Source organism: Lentzea sp. DG1S-22, from assembly GCF_036321065.1.
GTDB lineage: Bacteria > Actinomycetota > Actinomycetes > Mycobacteriales > Pseudonocardiaceae > Lentzea > Lentzea jiangxiensis.
In genome coordinates, this window is the sequence record NZ_CP143276.1 from 3,443,954 (window position 1) to 3,461,781 (window position 17,828).

The 17,828-nt window shown below is 70.2% G+C and carries 20 protein-coding genes; 10 read left to right on the forward strand and 10 right to left on the reverse strand.

The window, feature by feature from the left end:
- Nucleotides 1-41: 41 nt before the first annotated feature.
- The 3 genes from V1227_RS15175 to V1227_RS15185 form a co-directional block, all read right to left on the reverse strand.
- Nucleotides 42-782: an SDR family NAD(P)-dependent oxidoreductase gene (locus tag V1227_RS15175; protein WP_442916495.1), complete on the reverse strand. Its 741-nt coding sequence runs from the start codon at nt 780-782 to the stop codon at nt 42-44.
- 13 nt (nt 783-795) lie between these two features.
- Nucleotides 796-1,137: a hypothetical protein gene (locus V1227_RS15180; RefSeq protein WP_329793199.1), complete on the reverse strand. Its 342-nt coding sequence runs from the start codon at nt 1,135-1,137 to the stop codon at nt 796-798.
- 66 nt (nt 1,138-1,203) lie between these two features.
- On the reverse strand, nt 1,204-2,061 hold the full coding sequence (locus tag V1227_RS15185) for a LysR family transcriptional regulator ArgP (protein ID WP_329794035.1): 858 nt from the start codon (nt 2,059-2,061) through the stop codon (nt 1,204-1,206).
- A 99-nt stretch (nt 2,062-2,160) separates the two neighbouring features.
- Here V1227_RS15185 and V1227_RS15190 point away from each other — a divergent pair, with 99 nt between their 5' ends.
- Both V1227_RS15190 and V1227_RS15195 read left to right on the forward strand, forming a co-directional pair.
- On the forward strand, nt 2,161-2,709 hold the full coding sequence (locus tag V1227_RS15190) for a LysE/ArgO family amino acid transporter (protein WP_329794036.1): 549 nt from the start codon (nt 2,161-2,163) through the stop codon (nt 2,707-2,709).
- Between the two features lie 62 nt (nt 2,710-2,771).
- The gene (locus V1227_RS15195) at nt 2,772-2,990 is read left to right on the forward strand and encodes a cold-shock protein (RefSeq protein ID WP_329793200.1); all 219 of its coding nucleotides are present in this window, start codon (nt 2,772-2,774) and stop codon (nt 2,988-2,990) included.
- A gap of 6 nt (nt 2,991-2,996) precedes the next feature.
- Here V1227_RS15195 and idi read toward each other — a convergent pair whose 3' ends face one another.
- The gene (gene idi / locus V1227_RS15200; RefSeq protein WP_236220118.1) at nt 2,997-3,572 is read right to left on the reverse strand and encodes an isopentenyl-diphosphate Delta-isomerase; all 576 of its coding nucleotides are present in this window, start codon (nt 3,570-3,572) and stop codon (nt 2,997-2,999) included.
- Nucleotides 3,573-3,685: 113 nt separating this feature from the next.
- On the opposite strand from idi, the gene V1227_RS15205 reads away from it, so the two are divergent.
- Nucleotides 3,686-3,874, forward strand: a complete 189-nt coding sequence (locus V1227_RS15205) for an MbtH family protein (RefSeq protein ID WP_090097943.1) — start codon at nt 3,686-3,688, stop codon at nt 3,872-3,874.
- A 21-nt stretch (nt 3,875-3,895) separates the two neighbouring features.
- On the opposite strand, the gene V1227_RS15210 is transcribed toward V1227_RS15205, so the two are convergent.
- A complete protein-coding gene (locus V1227_RS15210; protein ID WP_329793201.1) occupies nt 3,896-5,191 on the reverse strand; it encodes a YVTN family beta-propeller repeat protein in 1,296 nt (431 codons plus the stop codon).
- 36 nt (nt 5,192-5,227) lie between these two features.
- The gene (locus V1227_RS15215; protein WP_329793202.1) at nt 5,228-5,722 is read right to left on the reverse strand and encodes a GNAT family N-acetyltransferase; all 495 of its coding nucleotides are present in this window, start codon (nt 5,720-5,722) and stop codon (nt 5,228-5,230) included.
- 79 nt (nt 5,723-5,801) lie between these two features.
- Here V1227_RS15215 and V1227_RS15220 point away from each other — a divergent pair, with 79 nt between their 5' ends.
- Nucleotides 5,802-6,299: an RNA polymerase sigma factor gene (locus V1227_RS15220; RefSeq protein WP_329794037.1), complete on the forward strand. Its 498-nt coding sequence runs from the start codon at nt 5,802-5,804 to the stop codon at nt 6,297-6,299.
- Entirely contained in the window at nt 6,292-7,158 is an 867-nt protein-coding gene (locus V1227_RS15225) for a hypothetical protein (protein WP_329793204.1), read from the forward strand. Before V1227_RS15220 ends, V1227_RS15225 begins: the two co-directional genes overlap by 8 nt.
- On the opposite strand, the gene V1227_RS15230 is transcribed toward V1227_RS15225, so the two are convergent.
- Nucleotides 7,143-8,468 (reverse strand): serine/threonine-protein kinase, encoded by a 1,326-nt coding sequence (locus V1227_RS15230; protein WP_329793205.1) that lies wholly within the window; start codon nt 8,466-8,468, stop codon nt 7,143-7,145. The two genes, V1227_RS15225 and V1227_RS15230, sit on opposite strands and share 16 nt — an antisense overlap.
- A 69-nt stretch (nt 8,469-8,537) precedes the next feature.
- Here V1227_RS15230 and V1227_RS15235 point away from each other — a divergent pair, with 69 nt between their 5' ends.
- The 3 genes from V1227_RS15235 to V1227_RS15245 all read left to right on the forward strand — a co-directional run bounded on the left by V1227_RS15235 (nt 8,538) and on the right by V1227_RS15245 (nt 11,637).
- Nucleotides 8,538-9,494, forward strand: a complete 957-nt coding sequence (locus V1227_RS15235) for a magnesium transporter CorA family protein (protein ID WP_329793207.1) — start codon at nt 8,538-8,540, stop codon at nt 9,492-9,494.
- Nucleotides 9,495-9,501: 7 nt separating this feature from the next.
- Nucleotides 9,502-10,269 (forward strand): enoyl-CoA hydratase/isomerase family protein, encoded by a 768-nt coding sequence (locus tag V1227_RS15240; protein ID WP_329793209.1) that lies wholly within the window; start codon nt 9,502-9,504, stop codon nt 10,267-10,269.
- 273 nt (nt 10,270-10,542) lie between these two features.
- Complete coding sequence (locus V1227_RS15245; RefSeq protein WP_329793210.1) at nt 10,543-11,637, forward strand: hypothetical protein; 1,095 nt, start codon at nt 10,543-10,545, stop codon at nt 11,635-11,637.
- Between the two features lie 95 nt (nt 11,638-11,732).
- Here V1227_RS15245 and V1227_RS15250 read toward each other — a convergent pair whose 3' ends face one another.
- Nucleotides 11,733-12,188, reverse strand: a complete 456-nt coding sequence (locus V1227_RS15250) for a DUF4231 domain-containing protein (RefSeq protein WP_329793211.1) — start codon at nt 12,186-12,188, stop codon at nt 11,733-11,735.
- 34 nt (nt 12,189-12,222) lie between these two features.
- On the opposite strand from V1227_RS15250, the gene V1227_RS15255 reads away from it, so the two are divergent.
- Nucleotides 12,223-12,951, forward strand: a complete 729-nt coding sequence (locus V1227_RS15255) for a PIG-L deacetylase family protein (protein WP_329793213.1) — start codon at nt 12,223-12,225, stop codon at nt 12,949-12,951.
- Nucleotides 12,952-13,080: 129 nt separating this feature from the next.
- Here the strand turns inward: V1227_RS15255 and V1227_RS15260 are convergent, their stop codons facing one another.
- Together V1227_RS15260 and V1227_RS15265 are read right to left on the reverse strand one after the other, a co-directional pair.
- Nucleotides 13,081-14,385, reverse strand: a complete 1,305-nt coding sequence (locus V1227_RS15260) for a UDP-glucose dehydrogenase family protein (protein WP_329793214.1) — start codon at nt 14,383-14,385, stop codon at nt 13,081-13,083.
- Complete coding sequence (locus V1227_RS15265; RefSeq protein WP_329793215.1) at nt 14,385-15,716, reverse strand: glycosyltransferase family 4 protein; 1,332 nt, start codon at nt 15,714-15,716, stop codon at nt 14,385-14,387. Before V1227_RS15265 ends, V1227_RS15260 begins: the two co-directional genes overlap by 1 nt.
- Nucleotides 15,717-15,848: 132 nt before the next feature.
- On the opposite strand from V1227_RS15265, the gene V1227_RS15270 reads away from it, so the two are divergent.
- Nucleotides 15,849-17,828, forward strand: coding sequence for a glycosyltransferase (locus V1227_RS15270; protein ID WP_329793216.1), 1,980 nt, complete (start codon nt 15,849-15,851; stop codon nt 17,826-17,828).

A 17,828-nucleotide genomic window follows, 5' to 3' on the forward strand; every position in this document is an offset into this window, starting at 1 on the left:
ATTCAGGAACCCGACAGCTTCCGGCCGGGCTGGCGGCAGCTCTACGCGAGGACGCTGCCGCACGTGATGTTGACCTGCGATCCCGTGATCGTGCGCCCCCAGTCCGAGGCGGCGAACACCGCGACCCTGCCCACGTCCCGCAGCGTCGCCGCCCGTCCGAGCACCGTCTGCCCGACCAGGTCCGGTTCCACCCGGTCGCGGAGCTCCGCCGGGATCGACTCGGGGATGCCACCGGTCTGCAACGTCACCGCCCGGACCCCGTGCGGCCCCAGCTCCGCCGCGAGCTGCCGGCGCAGGGACTCGACCGCGTCGAACGCCGTGACCAGCCCTCCGAGGTGCCAGCGCCGGTGCACCGACCCGTCGTTGCCGCCGCCGAAGAACAGGATGACACCGCTCTTCTGCCGGACCATGTGCCGTGCGGCGGCGCGAGAGGTGAGGAACTTCGAGCGGATGTTCGTGACCACGGGACTCAGGTAGTCGTCGACGCTCATCTCGTGCAGCGGCGTGCCCTGGACGTCGTTGTCGGAGATGACGTTGACCGAGATGTCGATCCGCTCGAACATGGCCGCGTGCTCGTCCACCGCCCGTTCGTCCAGGGCGTCGACCACGGCGTACTCCGCCCCGAGCCGCTCGGCCTTCTCCTTGAGGGCGGGTTCGGAGCGCGCGGCCAGGTGGACCTCGGCCCCCGCCTCGATGAAGGCCTGCGCGATCGCGCCGCCGATCGTGCCCGCGCCGTAGATGACAGCGGTCTTCCCGTCGAGGTTCATGGGTTCGCCGGTCATCCGGTCAGCGTAGTCATCCGGGAACATCGCCATCGGCTGGAACGCGGCGATCCGGTCCGACGGGGTCGGTGAACGAGACCGGCTTGCCGGCGGAGCGGGCATGGGCGATCTCCCTGCTCGTGGACTCGCCGACGTACCCGCCGGGGTTGACGACCAGCACCCGGTCGGCCAGGTCGATCTTGCGCAGGTGGAGCGCGTCGAGAGCGGCCCTCTGCGCGTCGGTGACCACCCCGCCTGTCTCACCCGGCGCGACGACGATGACCCCCGCGAGGGTCAGGTCGCGGTTCGCCGCACGCATCTCCTCCACGAACCGGGTGGAGCCGCAGATGCAGACGATCTCAGGCCGGTCGGGCACGGCTCGGTCCTCCGGTTCGCACGGGAACCGCCAGTGTGCACGACGTCGTCGCCCGAGCGGCACGGCTCAGCGGAGCGCGACCGCCGCCTCGGCGGCCACGGCCTCCGCCACCGCGTTCAGCGCCGGCGAGTCGAGCTTCCACTGCTGCCAGTACAGCGGCACGGAGATCGTGCGTCCCGGTGCCAGGTCCAGCAGACCCTCCTGCAGCTGCTGCGGCGGCACCATCCCCCAGCCGAGGCCCGCCACGATCGCCCGCACGTACACCTCGGACGACGGCACGTGGTGGCGGTGCTCGGAGGCGCCGCGGCCGCGGGTTAGGGTGCGCACGAAGCGGTCCTGCAGGTCGTCGTTGCGGTCGAACACCACGACCGGGGCGGTGGGCAGCCACGACTTCAGCGGGCCGTCGCGGTGTCCGTCCAGGAAGGACCTCGAAGCCATGGCCGCGTAGCGGATGTCGCCGAGCTTGCGCACCGAGCAGCCCGCCACGGGTTCGCGCGAGGACGTCACCGCGGCCATCACCACGCCCTGCCGCAGGAGCGCGGTCGTGTGGTCCTGGTCCTCGCGGTGGAGGTCGAACGAGATCCTCAGGCCGGGCGGAACCCGTTGCAGGGCGGGCAGGAACCACGTGGCGAGCGAGTCGGCGTTGACCGCGATCGGCACGCGCACCACGGCGTCCTCGCCGAGCGCCGCCCCGAGGTCCTGGTCGAGGGCCAGCAGTTGCCGACCGTAGCGGACCAGCACCTCGCCGGACGAGGTCAGCCTCACCGGGCGCGCCCGCACGAGCAGGACTCGGCCGGTGCGCTGCTCCAGGGCCTTGATGCGTTGCGAGACAGCGGAAGGCGTGATGTGCAGCGCTGCCGCCGCCGCGTCGAACGTGCCCGCGTCGACGACCGCGAGCAGCGTGCGCACCAGGTCGAGATCCATCACGGCTGCTAATGATACGTAAGAACCTGTAGCTGGCCTCATCAAGAACACGTCAATACCGTGGACGGCGTGAGAGACCTGTTCCTCGGCTTCGGCACCATGATGACCCTGATCGTCGCGATCGGCGCGCAGAACGCTTTCGTGCTGCGCCAAGGACTTCGCCGGCACGCGGTCGCGCGGGTCGTCGCCGTGTGCGCCCTCTCGGACGCGGTCCTGGTCGCGGTGGGCGTCGCCGGGTTCGGCGCGATCGTGCGGGCGTTCCCGCAGGCGATCACGATCGCGGCCGTCGTCGGCGGGATCTTCCTGCTGGGGTACGGGTTTCTGGCGGCACGGCGGGCGTTCCGGCCGTCCGCGCTCGACGCCGGAACCCAGACGAGTGGACGACCCGTGCTGACGGCGCTGGCGCTGACGTGGCTCAACCCGCACGTCTACCTCGACACGCTGCTGCTGCTCGGCTCCATCGCGGCCGGCCGGTGGCTCTTCGGCGTCGGCGCGGTGACGGCGAGCATCACGTGGTTCGTCGCGCTCGGTTTCGGCGCCCGGCTGCTCGGCCCGCTGTTCGCGCGCCCCCGCGCGTGGCGGGTCCTCGACGGCCTGATCGCCGCCGTGATGATCACTCTCGGCGTGACCCTGATCGCCGGGTGGTGAGCGGGATGGCCGCACGGCCATCCCGGTTGCCGCCGCGGGGGTGCGTCCGCGACCATGCCGTCATGGCACTCGGCACCGTCAGGTTCTTCTCGCCCGAGGACGGCTGGGGAGCGGTCGCCTCACCGGAGCTGCCGGACGGCTGCGACGCGTGGGTGCACTTCAGCGCGATCGAGGCGGACGGCTTCCGCGTGCTGCGGGCGGGTGACCGGGTCGAGTTCGACCACGAGGAGGCCCGGCAGGACGGCTTCCGGTTCCGCGTGACGCGCGTCCGCGAGCTCTGACCCGGCTCACCCCAGCCGCACGGCCGCGGGCAGCCCCGCGCGGTCCGCCACGGGCCACGCCAGCGGATCGGGCCCGAGCTCGACGAGCTCGGCTACCTGCAGCCGGGACCACGGCGAGATCTCCCGCGTGCCGTCCAGCACGGAGGCGGCGAACTCGGTCCACGGCACCCGCTCCACCGAGTCGACCTCGTCGGGGTTCGGCACCGCGTCGTCGTCGCAGAGCACGCGGAACACCGGGCACATCTCGTTCTCGACGACGCCGTCCATGACCGCGCGGTAGCGGAAGGCCGGGAGCAGCAGTTCGGGGGCGGAGCACCGCAGGCCCAGCTCGTCGCGCAGGCGGCGGAGCACGGCCTGCGCCATGTCCTCCTCGGGCAGCGGGTGGCCGCAGCAGGTGTTCGTCCACAGACCGGGGAACGTCTTCTTGTGCAACGCGCGGCGCGTCAGCAGCGTGTTGCCGGCGGAGTCGAACACGTAGCTGGAAAACGCCAGGTGCAGCGGGGTGTCCGCGTGGTGCACCACTGCCTTGTCCTCGACGCCGATGGCGGAGCCGTCCTCGGCCAGGAGCACTACCTGTTCCACAGTCACGCGCACCACGTAATCACACCCGGACCAAGATCGGGAAACGAGCGCCGGGGTGAACGCTCCAGCGCGGGGATAGCAGGCCCCTAGGTGGCGCAGGTCACCCTGAGGTCATGACTTCCCCGTTCGCTCAGGCTCACACCATGTTCCTGGTGCTGGTCAGCCCGGCGGGCCAGTACTCGATCTGGCCCGCGGTGCTGCAGGTGCCGGCAGGCTGGCAGGTCGTCCACGGAGTCGCGTCCAAGCAGTCCTGTGCGGACTACGTGGACGCGCTCCGTGCCGACGTGCCGATGGCCGCCTGACGACAAGCAGCCCCACTACCGTCAGAGCGACCTGATGTACCCGTGCGACGAGACAGCGCCGTGCTCGTTGCTGCCCGCGTACGACGCCGTGAAGCCTTGCAGCAGCGTCGACAGGCCGATCAGCAGCGACGCCTGGGCGTCGCAGGTGGCCTTGCCGGACGAGCCGGTCGTCGCGGTGCAGAGCGGGTTGCCCTTCACCGTGCGGAAGACGACCTGCTGACCGGCGATCGGCGCCCCGGTGTGCTTCTCGGTCAGCGTCGCGTTGAGACCGCGGACCGTGAAACCGAGGAGCCGCAACTGCAGCGCGGCGGTGCCGGACACGAGCTTCGACGTGGCGGGCGGCACGAAGTTGATCGCGATGCCCACCGGGCGCTGGCCGACGGCGACGGTGCCGGTGACCGTGTCGGAGGCCGTGTCGATGATCGACACCGTGTTGCTGTTGAAGTTCGTGACGTAGGCGGACGCACCGTCCGGCGTGAGGGCCACGCTGATCGGGCGGTCGCCGACGACGACCTTCCGCAGTTCGGTCATCGTCGTGAGGTCCACGACGGAGACCGTGTCGAACTCGCTGTTCGTCACGTACGCGCGGGTTCCGTTCGGCGTCAACGCGATGCCGTGCGGCGTGAAGCCGACGGCGGCGGTGCCGACGACGGTGCGCGTGGCCACGTCGATGGCGGAGACGCTGTCCGAACCCTTGTTCACCACGTACATCCGCGTGCCGTCCGGCGAGGCGGCGATGGCGGTCGCCGCGTTGCCGACCGGGATCGTGGCGACGACGGAGTTGGACGTGGTGTCGATGACCGAGACCTTGCCCGGTCCGGGGACGTCGTGCGTGACGTAGACGGCGGAACCGTCCTTCGTGACGACGACGCCGTCCGCGTTCGACCCGACCGCGACGGTCGCGGTGACCGCCAGGGTGGCCGTGTCGACCACGGAGACCGTGCCGTCGAGGTAGTTGGTGACGTAGGCGAAGCCGCCACCGGGCGCCACCACGACGCCCGCCGGGTGGGACCCGACGGGGACGGCCTTGTCGACCGTGTTGGTCGGCGTGTCGATGACCGTCAACGTGTTCTGCACGGAGTTCGTCACGTAGCCGCGGGTGCCGTCGAAAGCGACCGCTGCCATGTACGGCGAGTTGCCGCCGCTGTCCGCGATCGTCTCGGACACCGCGTTGGTGGCCGTGTCGATGACCGACACCCCGCCGCCGTTGTTGGCGACGTAACCCAGAACCCGGCCGGCGGGGGCCGCCTCGGCCGGGGTCACCACCACCAGTGCCGCGGTGACGGCAGCAGCCGTCACCAGTGGACGCAACCGCATGTTCAATGCCTCCTGGCGCGCGTCATCCCGACCTTCTCAGGACATCGCGACCGGCGGAACGGGCGTTAGCCTCTTCAGCGCCTTCTCGAACCAGTGATCGGCGTACTCGGCGTCGTTGTAGCGCTCGATCTCGACGAAACCGTGCTTCGCGTAGAGGGTGCGCGCTTCCACCAGGTCCTTGCGGGTGTCGAGGCGCAGCACGGTGATGCCGCGTCGCAGGGCTTCGGTCTCCATCGCCGCGAGCAACGCCGACGCGACACCCCTGCCGCGGAACGGCTCGCGCACGAACATCCGCGTCAGCTCACCGACGTCGCCGCTCAGGAACCGCATGCCCAGGCACCCGACGTCGTCGCCGTCGCGGGACGCCACGAGGAACACCGGCACGTCGTGGTCCTGCTCGTCGCGTTCGTAGGCGTCGATCTCGGCGTCGTTCGCCGGCCGGCCCCAGTAGCGGCTGATCATCTCGGCGTTGTACTCGCGGTTGAGCGGCGAACGCGCGGCATCGGCGGCCGTCACGGTCCAGGTGGTCATGGGACCATCATCGGAAACCCGTCCACTGTGATTCAGGTCACTGCAACACCGACACCGCGAGAAGCCAACTGGGGGCGTGATGTTCGCGGAGCTGTTCGACGAGCACGCCCACCCGCTGCACCGATATCTGGCGCGGCGGGTCGGTGTCGACGTGGCTGACGACCTCGTCAGCGAGACCTTCCTCGCCGCCATGCGCGGCAAGGAGAGCTACGACCCGCAGAAGGGCAGCGTCGTCGGCTGGCTCTACGGCATCGCCACGAACCTGTTGCGCGGCCACGCCAAGCGCGAGACCCGCCTGCTGCGCACCGCCGAGCGCTACGGCGTCGACCTCGGCGTCGCCGAGTCGCTGGAGCACACGGTCGTGACCCGCATCGACGCCCGTTCGCACCTGAGGCTGATCGCGGGCGAGCTGAGCAGGATGCAGACCTCGGACCGCGACCTGCTGCTGCTCGTGTCGCTCGCCGGCCTGACCGTGCAGGAGGCCGCGCAGGCCCTCGCGATGAACCCCGCCACCGCCCGGTCCCGCCTGCACCGGCTGCGCACCAAGCTGAAGGAACTGGAGCTCCGCCATGCGTGACCTGCTGGACGACGACCTCGCGGAGCTGTACCCGGTGCGGGGCAGCGACGACGTGCGCCTGGCCCGCCTGCGCGAGCAGCTCTTCACCGAGAAGCCGCGGCCCCGTGCGCGCAACTGGGCGGGCGTCGCGGCGGCGGTCGTGGCGGTCGTGCTGATCACCGGGCTCGTGGTGTTCCTGCGCCCGGACCGGTCCGCCCCGGACGTCGCCGAGATGCCGACCGCGCCCGCCACGAACCTCGCCGAGGCCGCGACGTTGCTGGAACGGTCGCAGCCGCGCGGCAAGTACAAGCACATCAAGTACGAGACGTGGGAGACGTTCTCGATCACCGGCAACGGCACGACCACCGCACTGCAGTCGGAGTTCGTCGTCGAGGTCTGGCTGCCGACCGCCAAGGGCCAGCACGTGCAGACCCACCGCAGGCCCACCGGCCGCACGCGCCCGGTGCCCGGCATCGCGATGGCCGCCGAGTACGACTTCAGCAAGGTCTACGCGGGGCCGCCCATGTGGGGCACGGTCTGCCCGACGACGCCGTGCCACGAGACGAGCCTGCTGAACCCGTTGAGCCAGAACCCCGCGGAGACGATCGGCTCCGGGTCGTCGGCGTTGCTCTCGCCGTTCACCACGAACGAGCGCAAGGCGGTGCTGTACCGCCAGCTCGCCGCGATTCCCGGTGTCCGCTACGACAACGGCCTGGTGACCGCGGACGGCAGCAAGGCGTCGTTCACCCTCGACCCGAGGACGGGCGAGGTGACCGGGTACGAGGAACGCCAGGTCATCGCGGGCAGGGCGCTTCCGGCGGGCACGGTGCTCCAGTCGACCACCGTCACCTCCGAGTGGACCGATCAGCGGCCGTCGTAGGAGCGGGGCAGGTACCAGGCCAGGGCGGCGCGCAGCTCGGCGACGTCGCGCTCGCGCCGCCTCCTGGTCCGCTCGTGGGCGACCGGGAACACGCGCACACCGCCGTGGTGCGCGCCGAAGAAGCGGCGTGGCGCCGGGTCCTTCAGCCAGACGACGACCCACGGCCTTTTCTTGTGCGGCACCACGCGCACGCGGGCGAGCTCGTACCACCAGTACTGGTGGAACTTGCCGTTGCGCGTCGTCGCGATGCCCTCGCGGCTGATCTCGATGACGACCTTGCGGCGGGCGGCGGCGCTGAAGTACCGCGCCGCGCGCACGACGAGCACGCAGAACGCGGCCAGCGCGAGCAGCTGCGTGGCGCCGTTGGCCTGGGCGGCCGGGTCGGCGATCGCGGCGGCGAGCAGGGCCACGGCGAGGTTCAGCCCGCCCCACGCCATCGGCACGAACCGCGACGTCGAGAACGTCGCCGCCGCGGGCGTCATCGGCGCGGGCATCTTCGTGGTCGGCGGCTTGGGCGTGGCGACCTGGGCGAGCATCCGGGTGACCTCGGCGGGCTCCGGGCGCTTGGCCGGGTCGCGGTGCATGCACTTCTGCACCAGCGGCCGCAGCGCCTTGGGCACGCCGTCGATGTCCGGCTCGCCGTGCGCGGCCTTGTAGAGCAGCGTCGCCGTCGGGCCCTCGCCGAACGGGCCCCTGCCCGTCGCGGCGTAGACCAGCACCGCGCCCAGCGCGAAGACGTCGCTCGGGGACGCGACCTCCTGGCCGGTGATCTGCTCGGGCGAGAGGAAGCCCGGCGTGCCGAAGACCATGCCGGTCTCCGTCAGCGCCGTGTGCTCCATGGCGCGCGAGATGCCGAAGTCGATGACACGCGGCCCGTCCGCGCCCAGCAGGACGTTCGACGGCTTGAGGTCGCGGTGGACGAGGCCCGCGCGGTGGATGGCGGTGAGCGCCTCGGCCAGTCCCTCGGCGAGTCGTCTCAGGTGGTGCTCGGGCAGCGGGCCGTGGCGTTCGATCGCCTCCTGCAGCGTCGGGCCGGGCACGTACTCCGTGGCCATCCACGGCCGCGGCGCGCGCGTGTCGGCGTCCACGACCGCCGCCGTGCCGGCGCTGCCGACCGCGCGGGCCATCTGCACCTCGCGGCGGAACCGCTCGCGGAAGCGCGGGTCGTCGGCCAGCTCGGCGCGGGCGACCTTGACGGCGACCTGCCGCCCGTCGCTGCCTTGTCCCAGGTAGACCGTTCCCATGGCACCACGGCCGAGCCTGCCCAGGAGCAGGTAGTCGCCGATGCGCTGTGGCTGGTCCACCTTCACCGGTTCGAGGGTAGCGGGAACTCGGGCCGAAACCTCACATCTGAGTAGATCTACGTACGCTAATCACCCATGGGTCGGACAAGGTTGTACCGCAACGGCGAACTCGTCGACTCGAACTTCCCGTTCGAGGAGGTCTCGGACCACCTCGGGGACCCGTCCGCCGTCGTGTGGTTCGACCTGTGCGCCCCGTCGGAGGCCGAGACGGCTCTGCTGCGCGACGAGCTGGGGCTGCACGAGCTCGCCATCGAGGACGCGTTCTCCGAGCGGCAGCGCCCGAAGGTCGACCGCTACCCCACCCACCTCTTCCTCTCCGTCTACGCGGTCCGGTACGAGGAGCACGAGCTCAAGATGTGCGAGGTCGACATCTTCGTGACCCGGAACGCGCTGGTGACGGTGCGCGAGAGCGAGGACTACGACCTCGCGGGTGTGCAGCGCCGCTGGGACGCCGCGCCGACGCTGGCGGGCGCGGGCATCGGGTTCCTGCTGCACGGCCTGCTCGACGACCTGGTCGACGGCCACTACGCCGCCGCGCAGCAGCTCGACGACGCGATCGAGGACCTCGAGGACCGGATCTACGACGGGAAGCCGGACGTGGGCCGCGAGGCGCTGCGGCTGAGGCGCGCTCTGGTCCAGCTGCGGCGTGTCGCGCTGCCGATGCGCGAGGTGCTGGGGTCGCTGCTGCACCGCGAGCACGAGCTCGTCGACGACGTGATGATGCCGTACTACCTCGACGTCAAGGACCACACGCTGTTCATCGCCGAGCTGACCGAGTCGATGCGCGAGCTGGTCACGAACCTGCGCGAGGCCGAGGTGGCCGTGCAGGGCAACCGGCTGAACTCGATCATGAAGAAGGTGACGAGCTGGGCCGCGATCATCGCCGTGCCGACCGCGATCTCCGGGTACTACGGCATGAACGTCCCGTATCCCGGCTTTGAGCAGAGGTGGGGCTTCTGGGTCGCCACGCTGGGTATCTTCGGCCTCTCCTACTTCCTGTACGTGATGTTCAAGCGCCGCGATTGGTTGTGAGCCAGTTTTGAAGATCCACCTGACCCGCCGCGACGAGCTCGCCGTGATCACGATCGACGCGCCGCCGCTCAACCTCTACGCCCTCGACCTCGACGCGGAGTTCCACGAGGCCCTGGACGAGCTGGGCGACGCGCGGGCGTTGCTGGTCAACGCCACGGGCAAGGTCGTGTCGGGCGGTGTCGACGTGTCGCTGTTCGCCGCGCAGGAGTACCGCGAGGAGGCGCAGCAGCTGTTCGACCGCATGCTGCTGCTCCCCCAGCGCCTCGCCGCACTGCCGATCCCGACCGTCTTCGCGGCGCACGCCCTGTGCCTGACCTGGGCTTTCGAGCTGGCGGTGGCGTGCGACCTGCTGGTGGCCGCACAGTCGGCGCGGTTCGGCCTGGTCGAGAAGGTCGTGGGCCTGACGCCGACGATGGGCGGCACGCAGCGCCTGGCGGCCCGCGCGGGGGTGGCTCGGGCGAAGGAGTTCGTCATGACCGGCGACCTCTACGGCGCCGCGGAGCTGGAGCGCTGGAACGTCGTCAACCGCGTGTTCCCGGACGAGGGCTTCGCGCTGGCCGCCGAAGAGTTCGCGCTGGCGCTCGCCGTCGGCCCGACGAAGGCGCATTCCGCGACCAAACAGGTCCTCGCGCATTTCGAGAACGGCGGGGTCCCGGAGGCCGACGCGCACGTCACGACGATCGCGTCGGCGTTGTTCGAAACGGAAGACCTGCCCCGCGCCGTGCACAGCTTCCTCACCGACGGTCCCGGCCGCGCGACGTTCACGGGTCGCTGATCTCACACATCGAAGAACCGAATGCCGCGGTGGTGAAACCGTGATCTGCCTGCCCGCACGTCCCGGTCGATTCCCGCCGAACGGGAAGATGATGTTGCGGCGCAACGGGATCAGCTTGACTCCGCACGTCGGCACGTGCAGTGTGCCTACCGTTCCAAGGCCCCCGGTACGAACTCGGTCGCACGAGTTCCGCGCACATTCCGCAACGGCCGACGACACAATCGGCGAGTTCACGGTCCCCCGTCGTGAACGCGCGTGGAGGTGGATTCAGCCGTGAAACCGAGAATGGCCGTGCTGCTGACCGGTGGTGTCGTCGCGCTGGCCGCCTGCTCCCCGACCGAGGCGGCCCCACCGGCACCGGTCGCGGACGGCACCAGCGCCACCTCGACCAGCAGTTCCCCCGCCCCGAGCAGCAGCTCGGCGGCCCCCGGCTCCTCGGTGGCCTCCGCCACGAACGGCCCCGTGAAGCCCCCCGCGAACCCCGGCACCCCCGCGCCGGCCGGCTCCCCGGGCTGGAAGCTCACCCAGGCCAACACCGGACTGGCCGCGCACGGCCTGAAATGCGACTCCCTGCCCCTCTACACGGGCCCCGCCAACCCGCCCGCGGGCACCGTGATCTCCGGCAAGCGGGTCGAACAGGCCCTCACCCTCTTCGCGGGCGACATCACCGTCGAGAAGTCCTGCATCCGCCCCACCCGCCTCGGCGAGACCGCACCCCTCATCACCACGAACGGCCCCTGCGGCAGCGACTCGTGCCAGGTGACCGGCGGCCCGGTCACCATCCGCGACTCGAACATCGACGGCTCGGCCCTCCCGGCCAAGACCATCGCGGGCTCCTGCGCGTTCCTGGGAGTCGGCACCCTGCAACGCAACTACATCAGCGGCATGGGCTCCGGCATCTGCTTCTTCAACACCGGCCACTCCCTGAACGCCCTGGCCGAAGGCAACTACGTCCGAGGCCTCCGCTCGGAGGGGGAGTCCCACAACGACGGCGCCACCGTCCGCGACTTCCCGCTGGACAAGAACGCGGGCCGCACCCTGGCGTTCCGCAACAACCGCATCGACTGCTCCACCGGCAACGACACCGGCGCGCTGTTCATCCAGACCTACGGCAACGACATCGACAACGTCACCGTGGAGGGCAACCTGCTCGAGGGCGGCGGCTACCAGCTGGGCCTCGAGTCGGGCTTCGGCCACAGCTACGGCCGCAACATGAGGTCCATCAACAACCGCTTCACCGGCACGGGCTGGGGCGCGGCCTACGTGAGCCAGAACGGCACCGCCCACAAGTGGGCGGTGTGGCAGGAGAACTACGTGCACGACCCGAACGCTCCGGACGGCAAGGGAAAGCCGGCGGCCACGCCCTGACGGCCGACCCCAGGCTTACCTCCACCGCCTCCGTCGCCGGCCCTCGGCCCGCGACGGAGGCGGTGGCGTTCGCGGGGGTGCCGCGGTGAGCGGCCTCACCCGTTGTCCCGCAACCTCGACCACCGAGAGCTCAGCGAGTCCCAAATGGCCTGGTACTGCTCGAACATCTCCCGAACCCGCTCGGCGTCCACCTCGTCCGCGGGCGTGGACGCGACGTAGTACGAGAGATCGTCCTCCAGCCGGTGGAACCGGTGGGACGCGTCCTCCATCAACACCCACAAAGACCGCCAGGCGAAGAACGGCTCCAAGGCGGACACCACCGTCACCACCGCGACGAGCGCGAACGCCGTCCCGGTCCAGGGGTTCAGGTTCTGCAGTCCGAGGATGATCGTCGACACCGCCGAAAGCACCAAAGTGGTCAGTCGGACAGTTACCGACTTCCACCGGAACCGGTGCTTGCGCGAACGGGCGTACTCGTGCCCGCGGGTGATCTGTCCACGAAGGTGGTTGGCGAGTTCCAGCGGCTTCAGGCCGGACGGCAAGTCGGTCACGCGCCGCACAATAGTTTCCGGGTAGCTTTCCCGCGTGCAGTTCGATGGACCGAGAACCTTGCTGGCCGTCCACGCCCACCCCGACGACGAGTCGCGGTCGACGGGAGGCGTCCTCGCCCTTTACGCCCAGCAGGGCGTTCGCGTCGTCCTCGTCATGTGCACCAGCGGCGAGCTGGGTGACATGCCCGGCGGGATCAAGCCGGGCGATCTCGACCACCACCCGCAGGCGGTGGCGGCCAGGCGCAGGACGCAGCTGTTCGCGGCGTGCGACGTGCTGGGCGTCACGGACCTGGAACTGTTGGGGTACCACGACTCCGGGGAGACCGGGGAGGTGCCGCCGGGGGCGTTCTGCTCCATCCCCGTCGAGACGGCGGCGGGGCGGGTCGCCGCGCTCATCGAGCACTACCGGCCGCAGGTGGTCGTCACGCACGACCACCACAACCCGCACCAGCACCGCGACCACGTGCACGCGGCTCGGGTGGCCCACCTCGCGGCCAAGGAAACGGGCATTCCGGCCAAGCTGTACCTCGAGGCGCACGAAAGCCTGGCCACGACGACGATCGACACGTCGTCGGTGGCGGAGCTCAAGCGCAAAGCGATGTACTGCTACGAGAGCCAGTCGCTCATCGGGAAGCTGACGGCGGGGCAGCGGTCCTCGACCGAGTCCTACACCCGCGCGATCGACACGACGAACGCTCCCCTGCCGGAGACGGACCTCTTCGCCGGCGTCAGGCACCACGGGCCGGACCTGCCGCGGTGGTGAGGAGCCGCGGGTCGTGGTCTGCGACCGCGGAACAGCGGGACGTTCGGCAGCCGGGACCACCACTACCGGACCCGGACCTCACGAACGCCCCGCTACCGGGGACAGACCTGTCCGCCGGGCGCGATAGTCCTAAACGGACACCCGGCGGCCGAGCGAGGTGCACCGGAAGCCCGCGCGGCCGAGGACGTCCGGGTCCAGGATGTTGCGGGTGTCGACGACGACGGGCTGCTTCACGGCCTCGGACAGCCGCGCCCAGTCCAGGGAGCGGAACTCCGGCCACTCGGTCAGCACGACGAGGGCGTCGACGTCCTTCGCCGCCCGGTACGGATCGTCCACAACGGACATCGCGCCGAGGTCGGTGCCGCCGGTCAGGGCCGGGTCGTAGCCGACGAGCTCCGCGCCGGCCTGCTTCAGCAGAGCGGCCACGGCCAGGGCGGGCGAGTCGCGCAGGTCGTCCGTGCCCGCCTTGAACGTGAGGCCCAGCAGGCCGAGGCGGACGTGGGACAGCGAGCCGCCGCGCTTGCCGGTGACGGCCAGGCGCACCTTCTCGACCATCCGCTGCCGCTGGCGCTCGTTGGTGTCGATCGTGGCGCGCAGGAGGCGGAACTCGAAGTCGGCGGCGTCCGCGACCTGGAGCATGGCGTGCGTGTCCTTGGGCAGGCAGGAACCGCCCCAGCCGGGGCCGGGGTTGAGGAAGGCCTGGCCGATGCGCTTGTCGTAGCCCATGCCCTCGGTGACGTCGGTGATGTTGGCACCGAGCCGCTCGCACAACTCCGCGACCGCGTTGACGTACGAGAGCTTCATCGCGAGGAAGCAGTTCGCCGCGTACTTGACCATCTCGGCGGAGGCGGCGTCGGTCAGCACCGTCGGCGCGCCGAGGCGGGCGTACAGGGCGGCGACGCGCTCGGCGGCGTCCTGCTGGTCGCAGCCGACGACGATGCGGTCCGGGTTGAGGAAGTCGTGCACGGCCGAGCCCTCGCGCAGGAACTCGGGGTTCGAGACGACGGCCACGTCGTCGCGGCGCAGCAGCTCCGCGGTGCGCAGCGAGGTGCCGACGGGCACGGTGGACTTGTTGACGATCACGCAGCCGGACGGCAGCAGGTCGCGCGTCTCGTCCACAACGGACTCGACCGCCTGCAGGTCCGCGATGCCGCCCACGCCCATCGGCGTGGGCACGCAGAGGAAGACGACCTCGGCGTCGGCGACGGCGGCCGAGGCCCCGAGGACGAACGACAGGCGGCCGGAGGCCAAACCCTCGGCGACCAGTTCGGCAAGACGCGGTTCGAGGATGTCGACCTCGCCGCGCGAGAGGCGCTCGACCTTGCCCGCGTCGACGTCCGCGCACACCACGCGGTGCCCGAGCGACGCGAGGCAGGCGCCCGTGGTCAGACCGACGTAGCCGGTGCCGACGACAGCGATCCTTCTGACGAACATCATTCTCCCGTTCGGTTCACGGCGAACGCGCGGAGCACGGCGTCGTCGCTCACGTCGATCATCTTGTTGCCCCACCGGTCGGTTCCCGCGCCGAGCTCGGGCCTGCCGTCGGGGAACGGGCCGCGCGAGACGAAGCCGGTGAGCCCGTCGAACACCGCCACGTAGTTCTCGGCCTGCGGGCGCCAGTCGAGCACCGCCTCGCAGCGGCGGCGACCCTCGAAGCCGAGGCGGCCGCGCCGTTCCGCGTCGTCGAGCAGGTCGAGCAGCGCCGTGGTGAACCCCTCCACGTCACCCGGCTCGACCAGCACGGCGCACTCGCCGGCGGACACCACGGTCTCCTGCAGCCGGTACGTGACGACCGGCAGCGCGTAGGCCATGTACTCCATGGTCTTGTTCATAGTGGACACGTCGTTCAAAGGCGACAACGGATCCGGGCCCAGTCCGACCGACGACGTGGACAGGTAACGGGTGATCTGTTCGGGCCCGACCCGTCCCGTGAACTCGACGTAGGGATCGAGCTCCCAGGCCGTGGCCTGCTTCTTCAGGTCCTCGAGGCAGTCGCCGAAGCCCAGCAGCGCGAAGCGGACGTCGGTCCGGCCGCGGTCGAAAACCACTCTCCGCGCGACCTCGAGGACGCCGTCGACACCGTCCTGCGGTCCCATGATTCCCAGATACGCCACCAAGTGTTTGCCGCCGCGTCGCAGTTCGTCCACGCCCTCGACAGGCCGCATCACGGTGGTGTCGGGACCGGAGCGCACGACGGTGGTGTGCCCGGGCGGCACGGAGCCGCGCGTCCACGCGATCTTCTGGTACGAGGTGTTGGTCGACGTCACCCTGTCGGCCGTGCGGAACGTCCTGCGCTCCAGCCACTTCAAGATCCGGTACTGCAGCTTGCCCGCGATCCCCCGGGGCTCGCCGAAGCGGGAGAGGAACACCTCGGGGTTGAGGTCGTGGTGGTCGAAGACGAACTTCACGCCACCGAGCCGCCAGAGCAGCGCGAGCGCCCAGTAGGTGTCCGGCGGGTTGCAGGCCTGCATGACGTCGAACCGCCTGCGGGCGCGGACCTTCACGCTCAGCAACGCCGTGCGCACCCAGCAGTACAGGAACTCCCACGCGTAGCCCAGCGCGCCCTCGGCCTGGGGCGGCGGAGCGTACTTGTGGAGGTGCACTCCGTCGAGGAGCTGGTAGGCGGGGTCACCCGGACCCTTCGGGCAGATCACCGAAACCTCGTACCCGGCGGCGGTCAGGGCACGGCACTCCAGCCACACCCGGCGGTCCAGAGGCACGGGGAGGTTCTGCACGATGATCAACACGTGCGGCGATGACGTCACGCTCTGGTTCTCGTTCCGGAGGGCGAAACGGTTACACCTTCCGCGGTTCTCGTAACGGAGGTTGCAAACCGCTCGATGTAGGCGCAGAGGCCCGAAAAGCGAGGAGCGGTTGTGGAGCGGTCACCTGTCGCGGTGGTCATCGTCACTTACCAGAGCGAACAGGTCATCGCGGGGTGCCTGGACTCGCTGCCCGACGGTGTGAGGGTGATCGTCGTCGACAACGCTTCCACCGACGGCACTGTGGCGGCCGCCACTCGCCCCGGCGTGGAAGTCCTGCGCAGCCCGGTGAACGGTGGCTACGCCGCAGGTGTGAACCTCGGGATCAAAGCGGCGGAAGGGCACGACGTCCTCGTGCTCAACGCCGACATCCGGTTGCACCCCGGAGCCGTGGAATCGCTGCGCGCCGCGGACAAGCCGATCGTCGTGCCCCGCCTGGTCGACGGGAACGGCGCGCTGTCGCATTCGCTGCGCCGCGAGCCGAGCGTCCTGGGTGCTTTCGCGGAGGCGGTGATCGGCGGTCGCCGCGCCGGCGCGATCGGTCTGGGTGAGACGGTCACCGACGACAAGGCCTACCAGGGCGCGCACGCCGCCGACTGGGCGACGGGCTGCGCGTGGCTGGTCAAGCGCGAGGTCATCGAGAAGCACGGCCTTTTGGACGAACGCTACTTCCTCTATTCGGAGGAGACCGAGTACATGCTGCGCACCGGCGGTGTCTGGTTCGAGCCGCGCGCGGTGGTCACGCACATCGGTGGCGAGGTGTCCACGAACGCCCGGCTGTGGTCGATGCTGACCGCGAACAAGGTGCGCCTGCACCGCGAGCTGCACGGGCGGTTCGCCGCATTCTTCCTGTGGCTCGCGATGATCGTGAACGAAGGACTTCGCGCGCGTTCGCCGAAGCACCGCACCGCGTTGAAGGGTCTTTTCGGAATGCGCCGCTGGCCGGAGGAGGTCGCGTCCGAAGGGCCGAGCTACCTGTGCTTCTCGGCGCAGGACTGGTGGTACCACAACCGGGCGCACTCGGACTTCCAGCTGCTGCGCCGCGTCGCCAAGCACCGCAAGGTGCTGCTGGTCAACAGCATCGGCCTGCGGATGCCGTCGCCCGGCAGGAGCACGCAGTTCCTGCGCCGGATCTTCCGCAAGGCCAAGAGCGTCGCGATGCTCGTGCGGCAGCCGATCCCCGAGACGCCGAACTTCTACGTGATGACGCCCGCTCCCCTGCCGTTCTACGGCAAGCCGTGGCTGCGGAAGCTCAACTCGGTGCTGGTGCGCACGCAGGTCCGCGCGGTGTGCTTCTTCCTGCGGATGGGCACGCCCGTGGTCGTCGCCACGATCCCCACCGCGTGGGACGTCGTGAAGCCGATGAAGCACAGGGGCCTGGTGTTCAACCGCTCCGACCGGCACTCGGCGTTCCCCGAGGCCGACCAGGGCACGATCGCCGCGCTGGAGAACCAGCTGCTGTCCAATTCGGACACCGTCCTCTACGTCTCGCGCGCCCTGCAGGAGGAGGAATCCGCGTTGACGGGGAATCGCGCGCACTTCCTCGACCACGGCGTGGACGTCGACCACTTCACCCGCCGCGCCGAGCTGCCGGCGGACATCGCCTCGATCCCGGGACCGCGCATCGGGTTCTTCGGCAGCCTCGACGACTACCTCGTCGACTTCGACCTGGTCGAGAAGGTGGCGCAGGAGTTCCCCGAGGCCTCCGTCGTGCTGATCGGTGACGCCACGTGCTCGATGGAGCGCTACGCCAGGTACCCAAACGCGCACTGGCTGGACTTCCGTTCCTACGAAGAGATCCCCGGCTACGGCTCGGCCTTCGACGTGGCGCTCATGCCGTGGCTCGACAACGACTGGATCAAGCACGCGAACCCGATCAAGATGAAGGAGTACCTGGCCCTGGGGCTCGCCGTGGTGTCCACGGCCTTCCCCGAGGTGGAGCGCTACTCCGACGTCATCCGGATCGCGTCCGGCGAGGCCGACTTCATCGACCAGGTCCGCCTGACGCTCAAGGACGGCGGCCTCAAGACCCCCGCCGAGCGCCGCGCGGCCGTGCTGACCGCCTCCTGGGACTCCCGCGCCCGTGAGCTCATGCAGATCGCGGAGGACCGCTGA